The organism is Streptomyces alboflavus, assembly GCF_000716675.1.
Taxonomy (GTDB): Bacteria; Actinomycetota; Actinomycetes; order Streptomycetales; family Streptomycetaceae; genus Streptomyces; species Streptomyces alboflavus.
On sequence record NZ_JNXT01000042.1, the window covers coordinates 17,550 to 38,274 of the forward strand.

At 68.9% G+C, this 20,725-nt stretch carries 19 protein-coding genes; 6 read left to right on the forward strand and 13 right to left on the reverse strand.

Annotation, left to right across the window (positions count from 1 at the left end; all coding sequences use genetic code 11):
• Positions 1-50 precede the first annotated feature (50 nt).
• From OO63_RS27980 to OO63_RS28000, 5 genes are all read left to right on the forward strand, one after another.
• Positions 51-242: a hypothetical protein gene (locus tag OO63_RS27980; RefSeq protein WP_030358012.1), complete on the forward strand. Its 192-nt coding sequence runs from the start codon at positions 51-53 to the stop codon at positions 240-242.
• A 75-nt stretch (positions 243-317) separates the two neighbouring features.
• A complete protein-coding gene (locus tag OO63_RS27985; RefSeq protein WP_051811272.1) occupies positions 318-677 on the forward strand; it encodes a hypothetical protein in 360 nt (119 codons plus the stop codon).
• A gap of 71 nt (positions 678-748) precedes the next feature.
• Complete coding sequence (locus tag OO63_RS27990; RefSeq protein WP_199819480.1) at positions 749-940, forward strand: hypothetical protein; 192 nt, start codon at positions 749-751, stop codon at positions 938-940.
• 73 nt (positions 941-1,013) lie between these two features.
• Positions 1,014-1,622 carry a Uma2 family endonuclease gene (locus OO63_RS27995; RefSeq protein WP_030358010.1) on the forward strand — a complete coding sequence of 203 codons (609 nt, stop codon included), beginning with the start codon at positions 1,014-1,016 and terminating at the stop codon, positions 1,620-1,622.
• 226 nt (positions 1,623-1,848) lie between these two features.
• Positions 1,849-2,643: an SAM-dependent methyltransferase gene (locus OO63_RS28000; protein WP_030358009.1), complete on the forward strand. Its 795-nt coding sequence runs from the start codon at positions 1,849-1,851 to the stop codon at positions 2,641-2,643.
• An 84-nt stretch (positions 2,644-2,727) separates the two neighbouring features.
• Here OO63_RS28000 and OO63_RS28005 read toward each other — a convergent pair whose 3' ends face one another.
• From OO63_RS28005 to OO63_RS28020, 4 genes are read right to left on the reverse strand one after another with little or no spacing between them, the layout of a single operon-like run.
• Complete coding sequence (locus OO63_RS28005) at positions 2,728-3,384, reverse strand: OmpA family protein (RefSeq protein ID WP_030358008.1); 657 nt, start codon at positions 3,382-3,384, stop codon at positions 2,728-2,730.
• A gap of 2 nt (positions 3,385-3,386) precedes the next feature.
• Entirely contained in the window at positions 3,387-3,986 is a 600-nt protein-coding gene (locus OO63_RS28010) for a hypothetical protein (RefSeq protein WP_030358007.1), read from the reverse strand.
• 32 nt (positions 3,987-4,018) lie between these two features.
• Positions 4,019-4,639 (reverse strand): pilus assembly protein TadG-related protein, encoded by a 621-nt coding sequence (locus OO63_RS28015; RefSeq protein ID WP_267885728.1) that lies wholly within the window; start codon positions 4,637-4,639, stop codon positions 4,019-4,021.
• Entirely contained in the window at positions 4,636-4,851 is a 216-nt protein-coding gene (locus OO63_RS28020; RefSeq protein ID WP_051811273.1) for a hypothetical protein, read from the reverse strand. The genes OO63_RS28015 and OO63_RS28020 overlap by 4 nt, the downstream gene beginning before the upstream one ends.
• Before the next feature lie 424 nt (positions 4,852-5,275).
• On the opposite strand from OO63_RS28020, the gene OO63_RS42955 reads away from it, so the two are divergent.
• Positions 5,276-6,334 carry a GNAT family N-acetyltransferase gene (locus tag OO63_RS42955; RefSeq protein WP_234311126.1) on the forward strand — a complete coding sequence of 353 codons (1,059 nt, stop codon included), beginning with the start codon at positions 5,276-5,278 and terminating at the stop codon, positions 6,332-6,334.
• Here the strand turns inward: OO63_RS42955 and OO63_RS28030 are convergent.
• The 9 genes from OO63_RS28030 to OO63_RS28070 form a co-directional block, all read right to left on the reverse strand.
• The gene (locus OO63_RS28030) at positions 6,331-7,221 is read right to left on the reverse strand and encodes a DUF5936 domain-containing protein (RefSeq protein ID WP_030358003.1); all 891 of its coding nucleotides are present in this window, start codon (positions 7,219-7,221) and stop codon (positions 6,331-6,333) included. The two genes, OO63_RS42955 and OO63_RS28030, sit on opposite strands and share 4 nt — an antisense overlap.
• Before the next feature lie 40 nt (positions 7,222-7,261).
• Entirely contained in the window at positions 7,262-8,209 is a 948-nt protein-coding gene (locus tag OO63_RS28035; protein WP_030358002.1) for a type II secretion system F family protein, read from the reverse strand.
• Positions 8,209-9,549 (reverse strand): TadA family conjugal transfer-associated ATPase, encoded by a 1,341-nt coding sequence (locus tag OO63_RS28040; RefSeq protein ID WP_030358001.1) that lies wholly within the window; start codon positions 9,547-9,549, stop codon positions 8,209-8,211. Before OO63_RS28040 ends, OO63_RS28035 begins: the two co-directional genes overlap by 1 nt.
• Positions 9,550-9,554: 5 nt before the next feature.
• Complete coding sequence (locus OO63_RS28045) at positions 9,555-9,887, reverse strand: TadE/TadG family type IV pilus assembly protein (RefSeq protein ID WP_031192619.1); 333 nt, start codon at positions 9,885-9,887, stop codon at positions 9,555-9,557.
• 152 nt (positions 9,888-10,039) lie between these two features.
• Positions 10,040-11,695 carry a CpaE/TadZ family protein gene (locus tag OO63_RS28050; RefSeq protein WP_030357999.1) on the reverse strand — a complete coding sequence of 552 codons (1,656 nt, stop codon included), beginning with the start codon at positions 11,693-11,695 and terminating at the stop codon, positions 10,040-10,042.
• Between the two features lie 66 nt (positions 11,696-11,761).
• Positions 11,762-12,472, reverse strand: a complete 711-nt coding sequence (gene cpaB / locus OO63_RS28055; protein ID WP_030357998.1) for a Flp pilus assembly protein CpaB — start codon at positions 12,470-12,472, stop codon at positions 11,762-11,764.
• A gap of 110 nt (positions 12,473-12,582) precedes the next feature.
• Positions 12,583-13,566: a hypothetical protein gene (locus tag OO63_RS41690; RefSeq protein ID WP_037631339.1), complete on the reverse strand. Its 984-nt coding sequence runs from the start codon at positions 13,564-13,566 to the stop codon at positions 12,583-12,585.
• Between the two features lie 251 nt (positions 13,567-13,817).
• Positions 13,818-14,207 (reverse strand): hypothetical protein, encoded by a 390-nt coding sequence (locus tag OO63_RS28065; RefSeq protein ID WP_030357996.1) that lies wholly within the window; start codon positions 14,205-14,207, stop codon positions 13,818-13,820.
• Positions 14,208-14,243: 36 nt separating this feature from the next.
• A complete protein-coding gene (locus tag OO63_RS28070) occupies positions 14,244-20,723 on the reverse strand; it encodes an RHS repeat-associated core domain-containing protein (RefSeq protein WP_234311125.1) in 6,480 nt (2,159 codons plus the stop codon).
• Between the last annotated feature and the right edge of the window lie 2 nt (positions 20,724-20,725).

Genomic DNA, 20,725 nt, shown 5'->3' on the forward strand with positions numbered 1-20,725 from the left:
CGCCGACTTGATCCGCAGGGCCGCACGCCAACCCTGAGGAGACGTACGCCATGGCCGACATCACCTGGGAAGAGCCCTTCTGCGGCAAAGGAAACAACTGCTTCCGCATAGGCACCGACCCCGAAGGCAACGCCTACATCTCCGTCGTCGGCGCAGAGCACACGTACCTCACCGACAGCCGTGAGGCGCTCCGCGCCCTGATCCTGGACATCAAGGCCGGGATGGCCGACCACCTGCTCTGAGGGACGCATCCGGACCTCGGGGCGTGGAGCGGCGGGCTGTCGTACGGTGGCCGTGGCGCCCCAGGAAGGACTCCGATGGCCGCTCACCACACCGACCCCACCGAACCGATCATCCCTCGGCCTGAACGAACCCCTGCCGCACTCCGCGTCGCCCTCGCCCAGGTGGCCCCGCACCGGCTGGCGGACATGGGACGGCAGGAGGACGAGGCCATCGCGCTGGCGGCGCAGTCGAGGTCTCTCGGCCCGGTGCTCCAGTTCCTGGAGTCCTGGGTCGTGGCCGTCGAGATCGCACGCCTTCCCGGGGCCGCGGCCCGGCTGCGCGCCGCCGAGTACACAGCGCAGAACACCGACCGCGACGACCCGGCGTGGCGGGCTGCCATGGACGAGATCCGCGCCCTCCACACCGCGGCCAGGGAGTCACTCACGCATGAGTAACTGACGTTGGGAGTACGACCCGGACGAAGAGCACGTCGTCGGGGGACGAGACGCCCGCTCCTCCCGTGCTCGTGGCTGAAGTCGAAAAGCGCGCCGACGAACTCGTACGCGCGGCAGCGGCGCTGCACCTGGACGGCACGGTGTTCCAAGGCGCGGGAGACGGCGTGCAGACGGCACTGGTCCCTGGCGGGATGTTCCTCCACCTGACCGTCGCCCGGCACGAATGCGTGTACATCCTGCAGGTCAGCGCCTGGCCGACCTGACCCTTCCATTCGAAGGAGATACGCTGAAACCGTCACCGAACGATCCCCGTCAGACCCACCAAGGTGGCTCACCGTGACCGAACAGCACATCACTCGTAACCTTCCCCATCTGCTCGCGCTGGCCAAGAGCGTCGAAGAGCACGTGGAAGGAACAGACGTCAATATCGTCGACGGCGTCGTGATGATGTCCCCTGTCACTCCCGCCCACTACCGCACCCAGCAGCAGATCGACCGCCAGCTCAGGGATCAGGCCGGCGATGCGGTCCTTGGGGAGATCGAATTCGCACACCCCGAGTGGGAGCGGACCCGCAGCCCCGACGTCCTGGTGTGGCATGGCGACGAGGAGGACGAAGCCCCCTACGATGCGGAAGCCATCGACCTGGCCGTGGAGATCGTCTCTCCGTCCTCCGTGGAGAACGACTACGTGATCAAGCCCCACGCTTACGCCGTCGCGGGTATCGCCGCGTGCCTCGTCCTGGACCCGTACACACAGTCGTGGACGCTTTTCACGGACCCCGCTCCCCGCGGCTACCGGGAACGCGCCACCGGCCCTTACGGGAAGGCGCTCGCCATCGAGGTCGGCGAGCGCAACCTGAGCGTGGACACAGCGCCCCTGCCCATCGCCAAGGAGTGGCAACTGCGGGATGCCTGGCCCGCGCACCGCACCTCCTCCGGCGGCTGAGCCCGCGGGTCGTCGACTGCTTTCCAACCTGCTCCGTGCCGGAAGCCGACCTGTGGTCGCACACCCCCAGATGGCGTCGTCCGCACCTCAAATGCCGTGCCCAGAACCGGCATTCGCTGGGATCTTGCCCGTCCCGAACGTAGTCTCATGACCAGACATCTGCGCCTGCGCAGGACCTGGTCCGAGTCCGGCCGGGATCCTGCCGACGATCTTCGAGGAGTCCCCCATGGGCGAGCCCAAAGTCGACCACTCCGGACTGCCGTCGGCCGATGACGGGGAGGTGAGCAGCGCGCGGTTCTGGAACGCGGCCCAGGGCGGGAAGGACAACTACGAGCGGGACCGGCAGGCAGTCGAGGCGGTGGAGAAGCTCGCGCCCGGCATCACCGCCGACGCCCGTTCCGCCCGGCAGTTCCTGCGCAGGACCGTCGGCTGGGCGGCGGCCGAGGCGGGCGTGACGCAGTTCCTGGACCTCGGAGCCGGGCTTCCACTGGCGCCGGACATCCACCACATAGTAAGCCGCCACCAGCCTGACGCCCGCGTGCTGTACGTCGACAACGACCCCGTCGTCCTGGCCCACCAAGGTGCGTACCAGGACCCGCCCTTGAGCACATACATCGACGCCGACATGCGCGACACCGACACCGTCCTGGCCCACGCCGCCGACCGCTTCGACCTCACCAAGCCCGTGATGCTGACCTTCAGCAGCGTTCTGGGGCACTTCTCGGACGAGGAGGCGCAGTCGCTCATCGGCCGCCTCCTCGAACCGCTCGCCCCCGGCAGTTGCCTCATGCTCAGCCACGACATCCCCACGCCCTCGATCATCGTGGCGTGCGAGGTCTACTCCGCCGCGCCCGGGGCGCTGCCCTACCAGCCGCGCACCATCGAGCAGTTGCTGGCGTTCTTCGAGGGGATGGACCTCGTCGAGCCCGGCCTCGTGCCGCTCTTCGAGTGGCAGCCGGACGAGGCTACGGAGGTCACTGAGGTGATGGGGTACGGCGCTGTGGGGCGTACGCGGGGTTGAGTGGGCCTGGGGGGCGGGTGCGAGTGCGACAGGGGCGCGGGCGGCGGGGTGCAGGCCGCCTGATCCCCGTCCTCAGTCTCGCTCTCAGCCTCCGCCTGCCGCCGTGGGGCCGCCGCCGCCCGATGCACCCCTCGGGAACGACACCTCCACCCGCCGGTTCTTCTTGCGCCCCTCCTCCGACCCGTTGTCCGCGATCGGATAGTCCTCGCTGTAGCCGCGCACGGCGTACGTGACCTCCGGGCCCAGGTGGGTCGCCAGCTCGTCGTGGACCGCCTCGGCACGGTCCTTGGAGAGCTTCTTGCCGTGGCCGTACGAGCCGAGGTTGTCCGTGAAGCCGAAGACGCGCACGTCCGTCGCCTTCTGGGCCTTGGCCTCCTCGGCGATCGCCTTGATGCGGGCCGCCGCCTCCGGGTTCAGCTTGGAGCTGTCCTTGGGGAAGAGGACCTCGGCCTGGAGGGCGAACTTCACGTCCGTGTTGGTGTCCTCGCGGCGCTCCTCCCCGCCCATGTCCTCCACGACGGACTTGATGTCGAGGACTTTGGCGGGGGCGAGGGTGGCGCCGTCGGCGAGCTTCAGGCCGGGGCTGTTGGGGTCGAGCTTGGGGGGTGGGGAGGTGGTGGTGCTGCCGGGGGGTGCGCTGGGGTCGTCGTCGTCCGCCCAGGCGAGGGGGGCGGGGGCGAGGAGGAGGAAGGCGGTGAGGGTGGTGGCTGTGGCGGTTGCCAGGGATCGGGAGCGGGTCATGGTTACTCGCCCTCGGAGATTTCGATGCTTGCGGGAGGCATCGCCCCCACCTGGAAGTTGACCTTGGTCGTCCCCTCGGGTGGCGAGGGGAACTGGGCGAACCAGTCCACCGTCTCACCCGAGTCGACGCCGCCCTCGAACTTGGTGCAGAGGCATCGGCCGCTGGTGTCGCGCAGCACGAGGTACTTCTTCTTGCCCTTGCTGTCCACGAGGCTCGCCCCCGCGACAGACCCGCCGTTACCCTGCAACTCCCGCTCGTCACCACGCCATTGGCCGCCCGACCAGAGACCTCCGGAGGTATTGGTCACCTTGCCGGAGACGGTGACAAAGCCGCCCTCGTCCCGTTTCGCCGAATCGATGACGAGGGTGACCCCACTGCCCTTGGACTCAGCCAGAGGCTGGTCCTCAGCGGACTCCTTCGGCTGCTCGTCCTTTCCGTCGCCGCTGTCACCCGCCGGAGCCGAAGAGCTGCCCTTGTCCGACTTCGAGTCGTCGTCCCCGCCATCACCGCCACCGCAACCGGCCACCGCGAGGACCAGCCCAGTCGTGATCGCCACCGCGGTCGTTGCCTTGCGGGTCTTCGTGGTGCGCCGAAGCTTCATCTCAACGGCTTCCTTTTCTCGTTGCTCGCTTGTCAGTCGGCCAGGTGCACGGCGAACAGGTCGGATGCGTCGGGGAGGTCGTCCGGGTCGAAGTCGTCCGGGTCGATCTCAATGGGCTCATCATCACCGTCGCAGATGAACTCCACGGCCTTCTCCGGATCAGCTGACTCGGCGAGGTCACAGCGTGGCTTGATGACAGCGGTCGCCTCGGCCTTGGCGTGCATCGTCTCCGTGCCCGGGATGATCGAGTCCCCCACTGTGTAGTTCGTGGTTGCCCGGACCCAGAAGCCCGGGTAGCCGTTCACCTCGTCCGGCATGAAGCCAGTGACCTTGGAGTCGTTCTCGGCCGCCAGCGCGTCAGCCGCGCTTTCAGCCTCCCCCTGCGGAATGGCTATGGTGCCATCCAGCCACTCCAGCCATTCATCGCCCTCACCGGCCTCGATCGCCGTGCCCAACCCATCGATGAGCTCGTCCCGGGCTGCCTGCGCCGCCGCCAACGCTGCTGCGTCCGCAGCCGATTGGGCTCCGTTCCGCGCCGAGGCCCCCTGCGCGAACGCGAAGAACGCCAGCGAGACGAAGAGCAGAATTCCGGTCAGCCAGATGTACAGAGGCAGCGTCGAACCCTGATCGTCCCTCAGTCTGCTGAGCGTCAGCCGATGACGTCGCCGACCGCGTCGCCGATGGCTTCTGAGATCTTGTTGTCCAGCGCCAACCCATCGATCAGCGTGTAGATCCCCGCGATCAGGATCATCAGACCCGCGTACTCGACGAACCCAGCGCCGCGGTCCCTGTCCCTGCCTCGCATCCGGTCGCCCAGTGCCACCGTCCACTTCACCCACGCCCCAAGTACGTAATCCTTCAGCACGACGGACGACCTTTCTCTCCCACCCGATACCGCGACCTTCACCGACGCCGCTGTTGTCATGGGGCAACGTACGCGACAACACGTATCTCGGCAGCAACTCTGCGCGACCAATGCGGCTCCAGGCACGCCTGATACGCAAGTTGGCGAGTTCCCTTCCCTCTCGGGGTGATCACCATGCACCCCGAGGAGCGGATGTGCACCGTCACCACAACGCACCCCCTCCGGTGAACTCGGCCGTTCCGGGCATCGTTTGGCTCACTCAGCCGACTCTGGCACATCCCTTCGCAGCCGCAGAGGGCTTTCCCTCACTTTGTACGGGAGCAGCCGCCTTGTCGCGGCCCGGTGTCCTCGGGGCCATCTCCACGTCACCCACCGGCATGTGAGGCGGAGCGCGACTGCGGGGCCGCCCCGAGAGGTCAATACAGTGGGCACGGCTCAGGACGACTGCGGGAGGGGCGCGGTGATCTGGTGGCGGCCGGTGGCCGAGGAGAACTTCGGGCTGCTGTCGGTGTGGCTCGCGCAGCCGCACGTCGCGCGGTGGTGGCCTCACGACACGTCCGACGAGGGAATCGCGCGGGACTTCGGCCCTGCGGCACGCGGCGCGGAACCGTCCGAGGACCTGCTGGTCATGCGGGACGGGATACCGATCGGCCTGGTCCGGCGGCGCCGGCTCGCCGATCACCCGAGGCATGCGGCGGAGCTGGAAGGGCAGGTCGACGTACCCGACGGGGCAGTGACCCTCGACTACCTGATCGGCGACCCCGCGCACATCGGGCAGGGCCTCGGCCCACTCGTCATCCGGGAGATCGTGGCGCAGACCTGGACCGCCCACAGGGACGCCCCCGCCGTCTTCGTCCCCGTCCCGGCGGCCAACCGCGCGGCCTGGCGGGCCCTGGAGAAGGCCGGGCTGCACCGCGTCGGCAGCACCGGCCCGGCCCCGGACGGCCCAGCGTCTTACATCTACCGCGTGGACCAGCCGAGGGAGGTGCAGGCAACGCCCGGTGAGTCGACGGTGAACCATGCCGCGTCAGCGGCCGGTGGCGGGGAGGACGACGACCCCGCCGGAGATCACGACCGCCCCGCCCACCGGTGGCAAGCCGTCGTCTTCTGGGCCGGTCTGCCTCTGGCGTTGTTGTGGTGGGGGTGGGCGGCCTGGACCACCGACGGGTACGACGGTGAATCCTGCGGCGAGGTCGGTGACTTCGCCGACCGCTGTACCGGAGCGCTTGGCTACGGCGAGACATGGGGAGGGCGCTACCTGCTCTTCGCGGCCGTGCTCGGCATGGTGCTTCTCGTGCTCCCGCGCGGCGGCGGATTCGCCGCAGCCGCACGCAAGCCGGTGTTCGCCCTGGCGACGGTCTGCCTGCTCGCCAGCGTGGTGACGAACGCCAACGCAATGCGCTACCACAGCAAAGGCAACGAACTGAACAATCCCGCCCTGCGGGCACCTCACGCCACCGCCGCCGGCCCTCTGGGTCCCTAGTCCCCCAAGATCGACCCGAAGTCCGACCCCGACCCCAGGAACATCCCGGACGCGATCAGGATCATCGTCGCCGGAAGCATGAACACCAGCGTCACCATCGTCGCCTTCGGGATCGTCTTCGCTGCTCGGCGGCGGGAGTTCTGGGCGTCGGTGCGGCGCATGTCGGTGGCGAGTTGGATGAGGGTTTCGGCGATGGGGGAGCCGAGTTCCTCGCCCTGTTGGAGGGCGGAGACGAACTGGGCCACCTGTTCGGAGGCGTTGCGTTTGCGGAGCTCGTCGAAGGCCTGGCGGCGGCTTACGCCCATGTCCATCTGGCGGAGGGTGATGCGGAGTTCGTCGGCCCAGGGGCCCTCGTACTTCTCCGCGACGCGGTCCAGTGCCTGGCGGAAGCCGAGGCCCGCGGAGACGACCACGGCGAGGACGTCGAGGAAGTCCGGGAGGGTGCGGTCGATGACCTCGCGGCGTTCGCGTACGGCCTGCCAGATCAGGGCGTCCGCCGCCACCGCGCCGAAGGCGAAGGTCATGGCGGCGAAGAGGGGCTGGGAGTTGGTGAGGAAGATCAGGCCGAGGACGGCGCCGAAGATTCCGTACACCGCCCGCCGCGCCGCGTAGCGGTCGATCGTCAGGCCGCCCGGGTTGCCCGCCATGTCGATGCGGCGGCGCTTCGCCGTCACTCGCTTCGGGCCCATGAGGCGCAGCACGAGTGGCGCGAAGCGCATGCCCAGGCGGTCCACCGCCCCGCCCGCGACCGAGACGCGGGACGCGCCCACCTCCAGGGCCACGGCGAGGTCGGCCGGGAGTTTCGCCTCGGCGCGGTACATGCGGATGCCCTGGGCGGCGCCGGCTACGGCCAGGCCCATGAGGGCGGCGAGGAGCAGGGCGGTCATCGGGGGCTCAGCTCCCCTCGTACGCGTACGGAGTTCACCCTCACACCTCGATCTTTCCGAGGCGCCTGATCACGAAGAAGCCGACGGCGTAGAGGCCGAGGGAGATCAGGATCAGGGTCTGGCCGAGGGGGGAGCCCGTCACGCGCTCCAGGGCGCCCTCGTTCGACGAGTTGATCAGCAACAGCGATCCCAGTCCCAGGAGCGGGACCGTGAAGGCCGTCGCGTGGACCTCCGAGAGCATCGTGCGGACCTCGCGCCGGGTCTCCTTGCGGTCCTCCAGGGTCTGGGTCAGGTTCCGCAAGGAGTTCACCACCGAACCGCCCGCCTTGTTGGAGAGGACCAAGGTCGTCACAAGCACTATCAGTTCGCGGGACGGGAGGCGTTGGGCCAGTTCCTCCAGGGTGTCGTCGATGGAGCGGCCGAGGGTGAGCTGGTGGGCCACGTGGGAGAGTTCCTCGCCCGCGGGGGCCTCCAGCTCCTCCGCCGCCATCGCCAGGGACGTGCGCAGCGCCAGGCCCGCCGCCGTGGCGTTGGCGAGGATGCGGGCCACGTCGGGGAGCTGGTTGATGAAGGCCTCGATGCGCTTCTGGCGTTGCCAGTTGAGGAAGATGACCGCGCTCCAGACGGCCACGATCCCGGCGATGGGGCCGAAGAAGGGGGCCAGGGACGCGGCCGCGATCAGCCAGAGGGCGGCGACGACCGCCATGACGTACGTGAAGAACTCGCCGGGGGTGAGGTCCAGGCCCGTGGCGGAGAGGCGCAGGTGGAGTTCGCGGCCCAGGCGCGTGCGGCGCAGGCGGCGGTCCACGGCCGTGAAGCGGCGGACGCGGCCGCCGCCCTCCAGGGCCGGTCGGGAGCCCTCGCCGGTGAGGCGGTCCTCCAGGGCCGCGCGCTGGGCACGCCCGGACGCGTACGTCTGGAGCCCGGCGACGGCGAGGGTGCCGGTGAGGAGGGTGGCGCCGAGGGCGAGGAGCGTGGGGTTGTTCATCAGCCGATCGCTTCCCTCGTGTTCAGTACGTCTATGGCCCCCGCCACCCCGTACGCGGGCGGCACCGGCTCCCCCGCCACGTACAGCTTCTCCGCGACGGGCCGCGGCAGCGGCAGGTGCTCGAAATAGCCGTGGACGATGCGGTCGGGGCCGACCGGCTGCGGGACGAAGCGGGTCACGGGCGCGATGCGGAACTGCTGGCGGCCGTGGCTGACCAGGAGCACGATCTCGGCGACCTTGCGGGAGCCGTCGGCGTGCCGGGCGAGCTGGACGACGACGTCCACGGCCGAGTTGATCTGGTCGCGCAGGGCCTCGAAGGGGACCTGGACCTCCGACATGGAGCCGAGGGTCTGGAGGCGGGTCAGGGCGTCCTCGGCGGTGTTCGCGTGGACCGTCGCCAGGGAGCCGTCGTGGCCCGTGGACATCGCCTGGAGCATGTCGAGGGTCTCGCCGCCGCGGACCTCGCCGACGATGATGCGGTCGGGGCGCATGCGCAGGGAGTTGCGGACCAGGTCGCGGATTGTTATCTGGCCCTTGCCCTCGACGTTGGGGGGCCTGGATTCGAGGCGGATGACGTGGTCCTGCTGGAGCTGGAGTTCGGCCGAGTCCTCGATGGTGATGATGCGTTCGTGGGCGGGGAGCAGGCCGGAGAGGGCGTTGAGGAGCGTGGTCTTTCCGGAGCCTGTTCCGCCGCTCACGATGATGTTGAAGCGGGCCCGTACGAAGGCGGCGAGCAGCATCAGCATGTGTTCGTCGAGCGAGCCGAGGCCGATGAGTTCGGGGAGCGTGTACGCGCGCGGGAAGCGGCGGATGGTGAGGGTCGCGCCGGTCAGGGCCAGCGGCGGGATGATGACGTTGACGCGTTCGCCGGTGGGCAGGCGGGCGTCGACCATGGGGTTGGACTCGTCGACGCGGCGGTTCACGGTGGAGACGATGCGTTCGATCGTCTGCATGAGCTGGTCCTCGGAGGCGAACCGGAGGGGGAGCTGTTCCACGCGGCCCGCGCGCTCCACGAAGATCGAGTCGGGGCCGTTGACCATGATCTCCGTGATGGAGGCGTCGGCGAGGAGCGGTTCGAGCACGCCGAGGCCCAGCGCCTCGTCGACGACGCGGCGGACCAGGTGGGCGCGTTCGGAGGAGGAGAGGACCGGGCCCTCGCGGCTGATGATGTGGTTGAGGACGCGTTCGAGGCGGGCTCGGCGGTCGGCCGCGGAGAGGGACGACATCTCGGCGAGGTCGATCTCTTCGAGGAGCTTCGCGCGGTACGTCGCCACGAGGCCCTCGTCGCGGTCGGGCGTGACCGCGTCGGCGGGTGAGGCGATACGGGCTCTCAGGCTCATCGGGGTCAGCCTCCGGCCTCGGGGTCGTCGTTGGGCATCGTCGCGGACTTGGTGACGGTCCAGTCGGTGTCGACGAAGGGGAGGAGGGTGGGGACCTGGACGACGACGGTCGCCTTCGACGTGTCGCCGCCGTCGCTGACGCTCACATCGGCGGAGAGTCCGTCGTGCATGGCCGCGTGCCCGGCCGCCTCTCCGCCGCCCTCCCCCTGCGAGGCCACCCGGGCGGCGGCCCGCGCGCCGGAACCCGCCTGGTTCGCGGCGTAGCCGACGAGGCCGAGCTGGATCGCGGCCATGCCGATGATGAGGAGGAGGGGGAGGAAGCCGGCGAATTCGAGCATGGAGACGCCCGCGTCGTCGTAGCGGCGGGGGCGGTTCCGGCGCCGGGGGCGGGGTGACGTCGGCCTCCGGGCGCCCCACGACCACGGCGCGACCCGCACAGCCCCCGCCCGGCGCGCGTCCGGCGCGCCCGACGACCACCGCACCCGAAGCCTCACGGCGCGTCCTCCCCCTCACGAGCCGCCCCCGCCTCCGCGTTCACGCTCCACCCGGCGTCGACCCCCGGGAAGAACAGCGGGACCTCCACGTCCACACTGGCCTTCCACACGTCGCCCTCCTGCGCGCAGGAGATGTCGGCGTCCTGCCACGCCCCGGGCAGGTGCTCCTTGCCCGCGGCCGCGCAGGCCCCCTGATGGTCCCCGTGCACGGCAGCCGCCGCCGTCGCCGCCCGGGCCGCCTCATCCGCCGCGTTCCCGGCCAGCGAGTACGTGTATCCGTACAGCGCGCACTGCCACAGCAGCCCGATCACGGTGAGCAGCAGCGGGAACATCCCGGCGAACTCGAGTGTGACCGCGCCCCGGTCGCCCCGCTCGGCCCGGTCGGACTTGTCCCCCCGTTCGGACTTCCCGAGCCGCCGCGTCCCCCGGCCGCCCTTCCGCCCGTGCCCCGTGGACTCCGGCTCCACCAGCCCCAGTTCCCCCGCGAGCCCCCACAGCGCCTGCTTGACCGTGGACTTGCTGTCGAGGTCCTGGAGGCGGCCCGCGTCGACGGGGGCCTGGAGTTCCTTGGGGGCGTCGGGCACGGTGGCGCGGGCGGCGCGGGTGCCGGTGACGCGGGAGACGAGGGACGACTGGATCTCGGAGCCGCGCGCGGCCCGGTTGAGGACCGTCACCGTCTCCTCGGCCTTGCGGATCTGGAGCCGGTCCCAGAGCCGCACCATGCGCTTCGCGGCGCGCACGGCCACGACGTCCGGGGTGACCAGGAGCACGGCCTGGTCGGCCATCTCGACGGCGGTGGCGGTGGCCGAGGTGACGTACGTACCGCAGTCGACGACCACGACGTCGTACCGCCCGCGCAGCGCGTTGACCGTCTGCCGGGCGACCCGGTCGGTGATCTCCTCGCCGCGCTCGCCCTCGGCCGGGGCGAGCAGCAGGCCGACCCCGGACTCGTGGGCGTACACCGCGTCCTGGACCACGCGCGGCGAGATGTCGCTGATGGCGGCGAGGTCGGCGACGGAGCGGCGGAACTGCACGTCGAGGTAGGAGGCGACGTCGCCGGACTGGAGGTCGAGGTCGAGCAGGGCGGTGCTGCGGCCCGAGGCCTGGGCGGCGAGGGCGAGCTGGACGGCGGCGAGGGTGGTGCCGACGCCGCCCTTCGCACCGGTGACGGCCACGACCTGGCCGCCGCCGGGTACGGCCGCGCCGGGCCCGCCGCCGTACAGCTCGACGGCGCTCGACCCCAGGTGCCGCCGCATCCCGCTGGACCAGGCCGAGGCGGCCTGCACCCGTTCGGCGAGGGCGTCGTAGGCGAGCGGGAACGTGACGATGCCGCGGGCGCCGCTGTCCATCGCGGCGGTGAGCAGCGCCGGGCTGGTGTCGGCCGTGACGAGGACGACGCCGACCGCGGGGAAGCGCAGGACCAGGTCGCGGATCAGGTCGAGCGCGGGCACGGGCGCGATGCGTTCGTGGACGAGGACGACCTCGGGCAGCTCGTCGAGGGAGACCGCGGCGAGCCGGGCCAGGGTGTCGAGGAGCGCCGTGGAGTCGGCGACGGGCGGGGCGGGTTCGGCGTCGGGGAGCTGGGCCGCGAGGCCGGTGAGGGCGCGGGCGGCGTCCACGTCGCCGACGGCGGGCAGGATGCGGGTGATCACGCGCGGCCTCCCCGGGGCCGGACCCAGCGGATGCGCTGAGAGGGAACGTACATAGGTCTGCTCCCCTTACTTGTCCTCGTCCAGGGTGTACGTACGGTCCCCGCGCGGCACGTCGGCCTCGCCCCCCTGCCCGACCAGGGCGAGCCGCACATGGGAGGCGAACGACTCGGCGTACGCGACGCGTTGGGCGTCCCGTGTGTCGAGGGCGAACGTGATCGGCACGGCTTCGTCGTCGCGGCGGCGGTCGCGGTCGTCGCGATCGCCGTCGAGGGCGGTCAGCTTCCCGACGTCGATGACCCTGGCGCCCTCCACGATGACCTTCGACTGGTCCTTGCCGCGCTCGCTCTCGGCCTTGAAGGTGGCGTAGATGTTGACGGTGGAGCCGGGCGTGATCTTCCCCGCCACGCCCGTCGCCGCGTCGATCATGATCGCGATCTCCTGCTGCCCCGGCTCCAGTTGGGGCCGCTTCACGATCATGTCGGTCTGAAGCAGCGAGCCCTTCTGGAGCTGCGTGACGGCGATCTTCCCGCGGATCTCCCGCAGATTGGTCACGGCGTTGTCGGACAGCCACCGCTCGGGCATCTCGACCTTCTTGAACTGGTCCGACTCCAGCTCCTTGTACGGCGCGATGTCCCGCTTCAGCTCGTACGCCTCGACCTCGGGCCCGACCTTGGAGTTCACGTCGCGGATCACCGAGAGCACCCCGGCGAACGCGCCGAGCGCGCACAGGACCGACAGGACCAGCAGAATGACGCCTCGGCGCTGGCGTGAGTTCATGGGCCGGACTACCTACCTCGTTCGATCGTGCAGCGAGTGCATGTGGCTACGGACAGTGAGCGGGGTGGTGCGTGGGTGTCGTACGCGTGGGTACGCGAGCGGGTGCGGCGTTAGGTCCCGCCGCGGGGCAGGGCGTGCACCGACGGCTCGGGCGTGGCCGCCGGCATCGGCGCGGCGCAGAAGGCACAGCGGTCACCGATGAGTTCGAGACCGCACCAGTGGCAGTCCTCCCTCCGCACGGACGACACCAGTTGGTAGAGCACGGAGATGTCCGGGATGGCCGCGGCGAACTCGACGAGCTTGCCGGTGGCCCACCAGCGGGGCGAGTCCCCGGGCAGCTCCACGTCGGCGCAGCCCTGGACGTTCCAGGCGGGCGCGAGCGTGTCCACGACCCAGTCGGGGGCGAGCTGTCCGGCCGCATACAGCAGCTTCGTGCTGAACCCGGGCCCGGCCGGGAGCCCGTCGCCGCCCACCTTGACCAGCTCGGGCCGCGGCGCGGCGAGTACCGCGAACTGGGCGCCGGGAACCCATGACTTGGTGTGCGACCGCAGCGTCACCGGCACCCGGTCGAGCCTGGCGACGGAGCCGAGGAGCGCGCCCGCGTAGATGTAGTGGCTGAGCAGCCGGGCGGCGCAGGCGAGCACACCGGGGCTGAAGTCGCATATCGACAACTGCCGCAGCTGGAGTGCGAGGACGGAGAGCCCGAGCGGCGGCAGGTCACTCCTCACCAGCGCGATGCGGTCGCTCTCGAGGACGGACCGGATGGCGTGCAGCCGGTGCAGGACGGCGGGCGGCGCGGAGGACGGGCAGAGCACGATCACATAGCCGTGGTGCTCGATGAGGGTGTGCATCTCGGTGAGCGCCTGGTCCAGGGACTGCGCGTGGGACGCCTGCGCCTTCCCGGAAGCCTTCCCGGAAGCCTTCCCGGAACCTCTCGTGGAGGCCTTCGTGGCCGCCGACTTGGCGGCGTACCCCTTGCCCGTGTGCGCACGCGCGGCCTGCACGGCGCTCTGCAGGACTGCGGCGGTCGGGGTGTGCCGGTCGGGCGAGGGCAGCACCAGCTCGGGGCTGGTGACGGCTATCGCGGTCGGCATGCGCACACCCCCGGCTCCGAGTCCTCACGCCCACCTTGTCGTCCTGGGCCTGTCGTCCTGCCGTACTGGACCTACTGCCTGAGCACCATATCCAGGCAGGGGCCACCTCAACACCCAACTTCCCACTGTTCACCTACAGGTTGTCGGGCTCGTTGCCGCAGCATGGCAACGACTACGTCGAAGTGTGAGTAAGTCCCGCCCCCTTCGGGGGCGGGACCACGATGCCGCTTCCAGGCCCGCAGAGGTCCTTCCTATCGAGCGACGTCCCTCCAGTCCCAATCGGGTTCATGCTCGAATCGCTCCAGAACCCGCCCGTACTCGAGAATCTCGCCGAAATTCGTATCGATGAGGCCCACCAGGCCAGGAAGGATCTCTCTCAAGAGGCCTCGCACGCAGGGAACGTCACGATACTCAAGGAGCACTGCGCTGAACTCTCCCAGCTTGTCGCCGATTTCGGCTAGCTCCTGTTCATCGAATTCCGCAAGAACGTCTCCCGACAGGTCGACACCAAACGTGCACGTATTCCATTCCAATCGGTCGAGAACATCCCCGCCGACGTAATCACCGACGCTTCGCAGCCGAGCCTCAAGCTCCCGGTGATGGTCTCCCAAGGGACTCATGAGCACGATGGTGGGCCGCACGAAAAGCTCCTTCATAGTTGCTAAACTTGCTATCGATCAAGGAGCCAAGACATCCAGCAGGACACCTTTGTCTCGGGTGACCATGATTCCGGAGCTTTCGAGACCCCTGATCACACTACCTCGCCCCTGCGGGAGGTAGACGATCACGGGGTAGTCAGTCAGGCGCTGTGTAGCCAGGGCTTGTTTCAACGCACCTTTGCCTGACCCGGTTTTCACCTGAACCACCGCGTTCCCAGTCACAATGTCGAAGTCTGTGAGCACCTTCCCATCCCCTCCGACCAGGTCTATCCCTTGCGCCTTCACGTGACCGGGGTATCGAGCATTGATGTCGTCAACTAGTTCTGGAACCAGGGGATCGTCCCCCTTACCAACGACATGCTTCGGCTTGGCGAATCCCTTCGGGGCAAGCCGTCCAGCAGGCTTTCCAAGAAATCCTCCGACGCCAACATCAACAGTGCCAGACCTCATACAGGAGGTCATCCGTTCGGCGCGGCACGGTTCACCCTTCAGTTGGGCCGCAGCTTCCTTCCAGCGACCCTGAAGAATATTAGCGAGAGGACCATCTGGAACGAATCTCCGCAGGAAGCCCAACGGGTCACTGGGCCCCTTCTTGGGCAGTGCATAGTTCCTGTCCACTCGCGGCCCATACCCCGTGACTCCTGTGTTCCCACAGGAATATCCACACTGGTAGTTGTTCCGCGCACTCGTATAGCCCGAGTTGTCTGTGGGTGCGGTGCCCCCACCCCCGTACCCGGAGCCCATGCTGCCAGGATTCGGGTTTCCCTTGTGGTACTTGCCGTCCCTGTCGACCCGGCCGGACCCCGGACTGCAGTGGTCATCGCCACAAAAGTCCAAGCCCGTGGGGTCACTGAAGGTGATAGGGCTGTTGTTGGCGTAGGCGTATCCGTTCAAGGATTGATGCTTTTCCGGTACCAGAAGCGGGTCGACGGTGATGAATGCTCCGATTAGCGGGTCGTACTCACGTGCACCCACGTGTGTCAGCCCAGTCCCCTTGTCGACCGGCTTGCCCAAGAAGCCCTTGTCGTCGGGCCAGTTGGAGCTCTTCTCCCCACGCGGCGCCCCGAACGGTGACGTGTACCGCTTCGTCACCGCGTACGTCGTCGCGTCCAGCGCCACGCTCGACGTGCCGTGGTGGTCGGCTGCCAAGAAGCTGAGTTCCGATTCAGCTGCGCCTTCGGTGGTCGTGCGCACCGCGATCGTCTGCTCGTTGGCCGTGTAGTAGCGGGTACCGGAGAGGGTCTTCCTGGTGCCCTTGGCCGTCAGGCGGACTTCCGTGGCGCCGAGGTAGAGGACGGTGTCCCCGTCGCCCTTGGCGCGACGGATGAGGAGTTCGCCGTCGGCGTCGTACAGGTAGCCCGTCTCCGAGGTGCCTTCGAGGGTCTTGGCCAGCTTGCCCTCGGGGCTCCAGGTGAGGCTCTGCTGGGACTTCGGCCCGGGGCGTTTCGTGGTGTTGCCGGTCTTGTCGTACTCGTACGTGGCCGCCCGGGCGCCCGTGGTCTTGGTGAGCGGGTGCGGCTGGCCCTCGGGGGTGCCGTAGTCGTACGTCGTGGTCTCGTCAGCCGACGCCGTGTGCTGGGTCTCTGTCTTGCGCTGGCCTGCCTCGTTGTACGTGTACGACGTCCAGTAGGGGGCCGCTCCGTCGATGTTGGACTTCGTGCGTTTCGCGGCGTCGCAGTCCGCGGTCTTCGGGGTCCAGGCCTCGGTCAGGCTGCTGTAGCCGTCGTAGTCGAAGCACTGGAAGTCGGCCTTCTTCGTGCCGCCCTGCGTCGTCGCGTCGAAGATCGACGTGACGTTGCCCGCGTCGTCGCGCGTGAACTTCAGCTCCTGCGGCATGTATCCGTGCACGTCATCGGTGACGTAGGAGCGGGTGAGGCGGCGCGTGCCCGCCTCGTAGTCGTAGTTGAGGTAGGCCTTCTTGTCGGTGGCGCCGCCGCTCATGCCGAGCGCGAGCTGGCGCAGGTCGCCCTGCGGGGAGAACGCGGCGCCCTGGAGATAGCCGGTGGTTCCGCGCAGCTTGAGCTGCTGGCCGGTGTCGTTGTAGGTGTAGTCGATCGTCTCGGCGTCGAGCCCGGCCACGGCGGGCTGCGAGGACTGGCTGACGCTGCCGTCGAAGCGGTAGCCCGTACTGAAGGCCAGCTTCTTCGGGACACCCGCCGCCACCAGCGGATCGTCCTCGGGCAGCATGAGCTCACTGCCCCTGACCTCGTAGAGACTCGTGTAGTTGGTGACCTTCTGCGTGTACGCCTTGCCGGCCAGGCCACCGTCGTACCGCACCGCCGTGTCCTGCTGCCCCTTGGCGAGACCGTCGAAGGTCCAGGCGGCGAGCTTGTTGGCGTCCGTCTTCTCGGTCTGCCACATCCCGGTCCTGCGGCCGAGGTCGTCGTAGCCGTACAGCAGCTTCCGCTTCTCGACGTCCGTCGTGGTCAGGGCGCGGTCGAGGCTGTCGTACGAGGTGGTCGTGACGCCCTTGTCCGGGTCGTCGGCGCTCACCTGCCGACCGAACAGGTCGTAGCCATAGGACCACTTGGCCTTGTCCGGGCCGGTGATCGTCTCCTGCTGCCCACCGGGTGTGTAGGTGTAGCGGGTGCTCGTGAACTCGGTGCCGGTCGGCTTCGGGCCGCCGTACTCACGGCGCAGCGTGACCTGGCCACGGGCGTCGGTGACCTCGGCGGTCGCCTGGCCACCCTCGGGCGCGGTCGAGGTCACCGTGTCACCGGTGTACGCCGTGGTGGTCGACCAGCGCGTCACGCCGAAGTTCTTCGTGACAGCCTTCGTGGGGCGGCCCGCCGCGTCGTAGGTGGTGTCGGTCTGGAGCGGGGCCTGGCTGCCCTCGGTCTGTGCCGGCTTGCTGTTCGGCGCGGACGTCTCATCCCAGGTGTCGCCCTGCGCGCTGACGGCAAGCCCTCGCGTGTCGTAGAGGGTGATGCCAATCAGGCGGCCGCCGAGGGGGGTCGGGGTCTGGGTCTGACGCGGGCGCAGCAGGGAGTCGTAGAACGCGTACGAGGTGTTGTAGCCGGAGCCGTCGCCCTTGAGGCTGCCGGTGGACACCCACGACATGTCCTTGCTGGTGACCTTGTAGTCGTAGACGTAGTTGGGGGTCTTGTCGGCCCGGAGGCGGTTGGGCAGCCACACCTGGGTGGTACGGCCGAGGGCGTCGTACGCCGTCTCCATGACCTTGCCGTTCGGGTCCGTGACCTTCACGGGAGCCCCGGTGCCGAAGTCCAGCTCCGTGGTGGTCTTGTGCTGCTTGGCATTGGCCACGCTGCTGGACGTCAGCGGACCCGACGCCTTGGGCTCGTAGGTCGTGGTGGCGGTCGCCAGGCCGTTGGTGTCCTTGACCTCCACGGGACGGCCGAGCCTGTCGTACGTCGTCGTCGCGGTCTTCTGCCAGGCGGGAGCGTTGTCGGTGCTGTACGACTTCGCGCGGCCGCTCCAGGTGGCCTGGCCCTTGGTCGGCTTCTGGGAGGCCGACCAGGTCGTGGCGGCGGGGTCGTCGTAGACGGTCGCCGTGTCGGACACCACGTCGCCGGGCTTCTTGGAGTCGGCAGGCAACTCGAGATCCGCGTCCGAGGTCGCACACGGCTTCGCGACCGTGCGGGTGCGCGAGACCAGGGAGTTGAGGCCCTTGTCGTTGCGGGCGTACCAGGTGCGGGTGCAAGTCTCGTCGCCTGCGACGTCGTCGTCACCCCGGTCCTCGACGGTCTCGGCCATGCCGTAGTCGTCGTACGTGGTCCTCGTGGAGCGGACCCGGTCACGGGGCTCGGAGCCACTGGTCACGCGGGTGCGCCCATGCGTTGCGCCCGTGCGGACGTAGTACGCCTCGGTGTCGGCGTACGACTTGTGCTGCGTGGCCGTCCGCTTGGACCAGGGATCGTTGACGGTCGCGGAGACCTCGGTGTCGCCGTCGTACGTGACCGTCTCGCGGACGAAGCCGGCGTACTGGTCGGAGTCTGTGATCTTGGGGGCCTTGATGCCTGCGGACTCGGCGGTCCTGCGCTTGTCGCGGTCCGGCGTCTCACCGTCGGAGCCCGCGACGCGGTCGCCGTTCATGCCACGCATGTAGACATTGACCGTCTTCAGGCGATCGGTGCCCTTGTCGCCGGTGTAGTGCGTGACCTTTTCATAGCCGCGCCAGACCGACCAGGTGCGCTCCTTAGCGGGCGTCATCGGGTCGTCGTTGTAGTGCCAGGCTCCGCCACCGGAGTACTCGTACGTGTGCTGGACGGCTTCCGAGCCGCCGCGCGGGTCGGTCGTGGAGACCGCGTAGACCGGGTACTTCTGGAACCAGTCCAGCTTCGGGATCTTCTCGCCGTTGGGCGACCAGTAGACGGGGTAACAGCGCCGGGTGTTCTCGTCCGGCTTGGGCATGGTCTGACCGGCGACGCACTCGGCGGGCCGGTACGAGACGATCGTCTGCGCGCCCGCCTCCGAGGTGACCGTCTTCAGCCGGGGCTTGTCGAGGGAGATGATGTTGTCGCTGGCACCGTCGACCCGGTTGGCGTGGAATTCGTGCGTGAACTTCACCGGGTCCAGGGCGATGTCGACGGCACCGCGCTTGCCCGTGTGCTGAAGCTCTTCCAGCCACAGGGCCTGGTCGGTGCTGTCGCCAGTGTCTCCCGGGTCGAGGTATTCATGCTTGAGCTTCCAGCCGTCGATCACCCAGTAGGCGGGCTCGCGCGCGGATGCGTTCCACGCGTACGTGCTGATGCCGGTCATGCGCTTGCGGGTGAAGAACGACGGGCCGACGTTTCCCGTGCACTTCTTGTCGTCCTTGCAGACCGCGTCGAACGGCACGTCGGGCCAGTTGTCCCGCTTGTCCTCGGTCAGCTCGTCACAGCCGGTGCCGGAGGCCAGGCAGCGTTCGGCGTAGGTGAAAGTGACCTTGTGGGAGGCAGCGGGAGTGGCGGAGAACAGCGCGTCGGCGCGCTGGCCGTAGCGGATCTCCTTGAGGTAACCGCCGCGCGTGTAATCGGTGCCGGTGTTGTCGTCGCCGAGCTTGTCGTAGTTGTTGTGCTCCGCCTCGTACCAGTACGTCATGGCGTTCTCGCGGGTGTCCTCGACCAGGTCGAGGTTCCAGCGCCACGCCTGCCTCCTGTCCCGGTCCGAGAAGCTGCTGCCGTCCCCGTAGCCGTGCTCGCCCTCGTCGTCGCCGAAGACCGGCACCGTCCACACCGAATCGGTCCGGTCGTCCGTGCCCGCGCCCTTCAGCTTGTTGAGGCCGAAGGTGTACGTCGTGCCGTCGCCGGTCGTCACGGTCCAGTACTCGCCGTTGTCGTCACCGTTGGTGGCGCCGGTGTGGTGCTCGACGGTCGAGGCGTCGTCGTTCTTCAGCCGCCACTTGCCACTCGTGTCGTCCTTGACCAGCTCGGTGGCCTTGCCGTTCAGGACCAGCGACGCGTTGTCGTACTTCCAGCACAGGTCGTACTTCTTGTCGTGGCCGTCGTCCTCGCAGGAGCCGTACTTGCGCTCGATGTAGGACGAGGTGAGGTCGAAGCCCTCGCCGATGACCGTGCCCTGGTTGTTCGTGGACGCCGTGCGGCCGTCCACGCTGCCGGAGTCGTACGAGATCGTCAGGTCCGGCTTCGGGCCCGCCGCGGACGGAGGTGTCCGCAGCGGATAGGACCAGGTGAACGAGCCCGAGGAGCCGCCTGCCTCCCAGGTTGATGAGGCCGCGAGCGGGGTGGCCTTGTAGTCGCCGGAGCCCGACTTGGTGCCAGCAGCAAGGGCCAGGACCATCGTCCGGCCCGCGTCCGCACCGGCCTTGGCGGCAGGGAACGACAGCGCCGCGTCCAGCCGCTCGTCCTTGCGGTCGTTGGTGAACTCGAGCGGCTCGCGGGTACGGCAGTCGGCCTTGCCGGGAGTGTCGAGGGCGCAGTCCGGCAGGCTCAGGACCTGGAGACGGCCGGCCCAGTCACCGCCGTACGCCGAGGCGAACGCCGAGTAGTCGATGCCCAGGCGTGCCTTACCGCCGTCCTTGGGCCCGGTCGCCGTGAGTACGACGCCCTTGACTCCGAGCCTGCTCGCGTCCCGCTGGTCCAGGACCTCGACCTTGAGCCGGTCGGCGGTCCGCTGCGGAGCGCCATTCGAGGCTTTCGGCTCCGAGAGTGTGAGCGGCAGAGCTCCGGGGGTCGCCTTCGCGGCTCCGGACGCGGACACTTTGAGGGTCGCCGTGCCGCCCTTGGGCCAGGTCACGATCCGGCGCTGGTCGCCTCGTGCCCGGGCCGCCGCCTTCCGGCCCGCGTCGGCGGACTTCCGTACGACAGCGGCGTTCTTGTCGTTCGTCCTTGCGGTGAACGGCGTCACCTTGGCCGAGCGTGGCGCGTCCAGCTTGGGTCGACCCAGCGGATCGGTGGCCGCGGACGCCGTGTCCGTGAACGCCACCGGCGACAGGAGGCCCGGCAGAAGGGCTAAGCCGGTGACTGCGGCGACTCGAAGACACCATCGGCGTCTGACGGAACGACTGATTTCGGGCAGCCCGAGGCCGAGCTGTTTCATTG

What these genes read in the sequence shown, in the direction of transcription:
- OO63_RS28000 (WP_030358009.1), top strand. Translation starts at nt 1,849, where the DNA reads ATGGGCGAGCCCAAAGTCGACCACTCCGGACTGCCGTCGGCCGATGAC.
- OO63_RS41690 (WP_037631339.1), bottom strand. Translation starts at nt 13,566, where the DNA reads ATGCCGACCGCGATAGCCGTCACCAGCCCCGAGCTGGTGCTGCCCTCG.
- OO63_RS27985 (WP_051811272.1), top strand. Translation starts at nt 318, where the DNA reads ATGGCCGCTCACCACACCGACCCCACCGAACCGATCATCCCTCGGCCT.
- OO63_RS28070 (WP_234311125.1), bottom strand. Translation starts at nt 20,723, where the DNA reads ATGAAACAGCTCGGCCTCGGGCTGCCCGAAATCAGTCGTTCCGTCAGA.
- OO63_RS28030 (WP_030358003.1), bottom strand. Translation starts at nt 7,221, where the DNA reads ATGACCGCCCTGCTCCTCGCCGCCCTCATGGGCCTGGCCGTAGCCGGC.
- OO63_RS28010 (WP_030358007.1), bottom strand. Translation starts at nt 3,986, where the DNA reads ATGAAGCTTCGGCGCACCACGAAGACCCGCAAGGCAACGACCGCGGTG.
- cpaB (WP_030357998.1), bottom strand. Translation starts at nt 12,472, where the DNA reads ATGAACTCACGCCAGCGCCGAGGCGTCATTCTGCTGGTCCTGTCGGTC.
- OO63_RS28035 (WP_030358002.1), bottom strand. Translation starts at nt 8,209, where the DNA reads ATGAACAACCCCACGCTCCTCGCCCTCGGCGCCACCCTCCTCACCGGC.
- OO63_RS28045 (WP_031192619.1), bottom strand. Translation starts at nt 9,887, where the DNA reads ATGCTCGAATTCGCCGGCTTCCTCCCCCTCCTCCTCATCATCGGCATG.
- OO63_RS27980 (WP_030358012.1), top strand. Translation starts at nt 51, where the DNA reads ATGGCCGACATCACCTGGGAAGAGCCCTTCTGCGGCAAAGGAAACAAC.
- OO63_RS28005 (WP_030358008.1), bottom strand. Translation starts at nt 3,384, where the DNA reads ATGACCCGCTCCCGATCCCTGGCAACCGCCACAGCCACCACCCTCACC.
- OO63_RS28040 (WP_030358001.1), bottom strand. Translation starts at nt 9,549, where the DNA reads ATGAGCCTGAGAGCCCGTATCGCCTCACCCGCCGACGCGGTCACGCCC.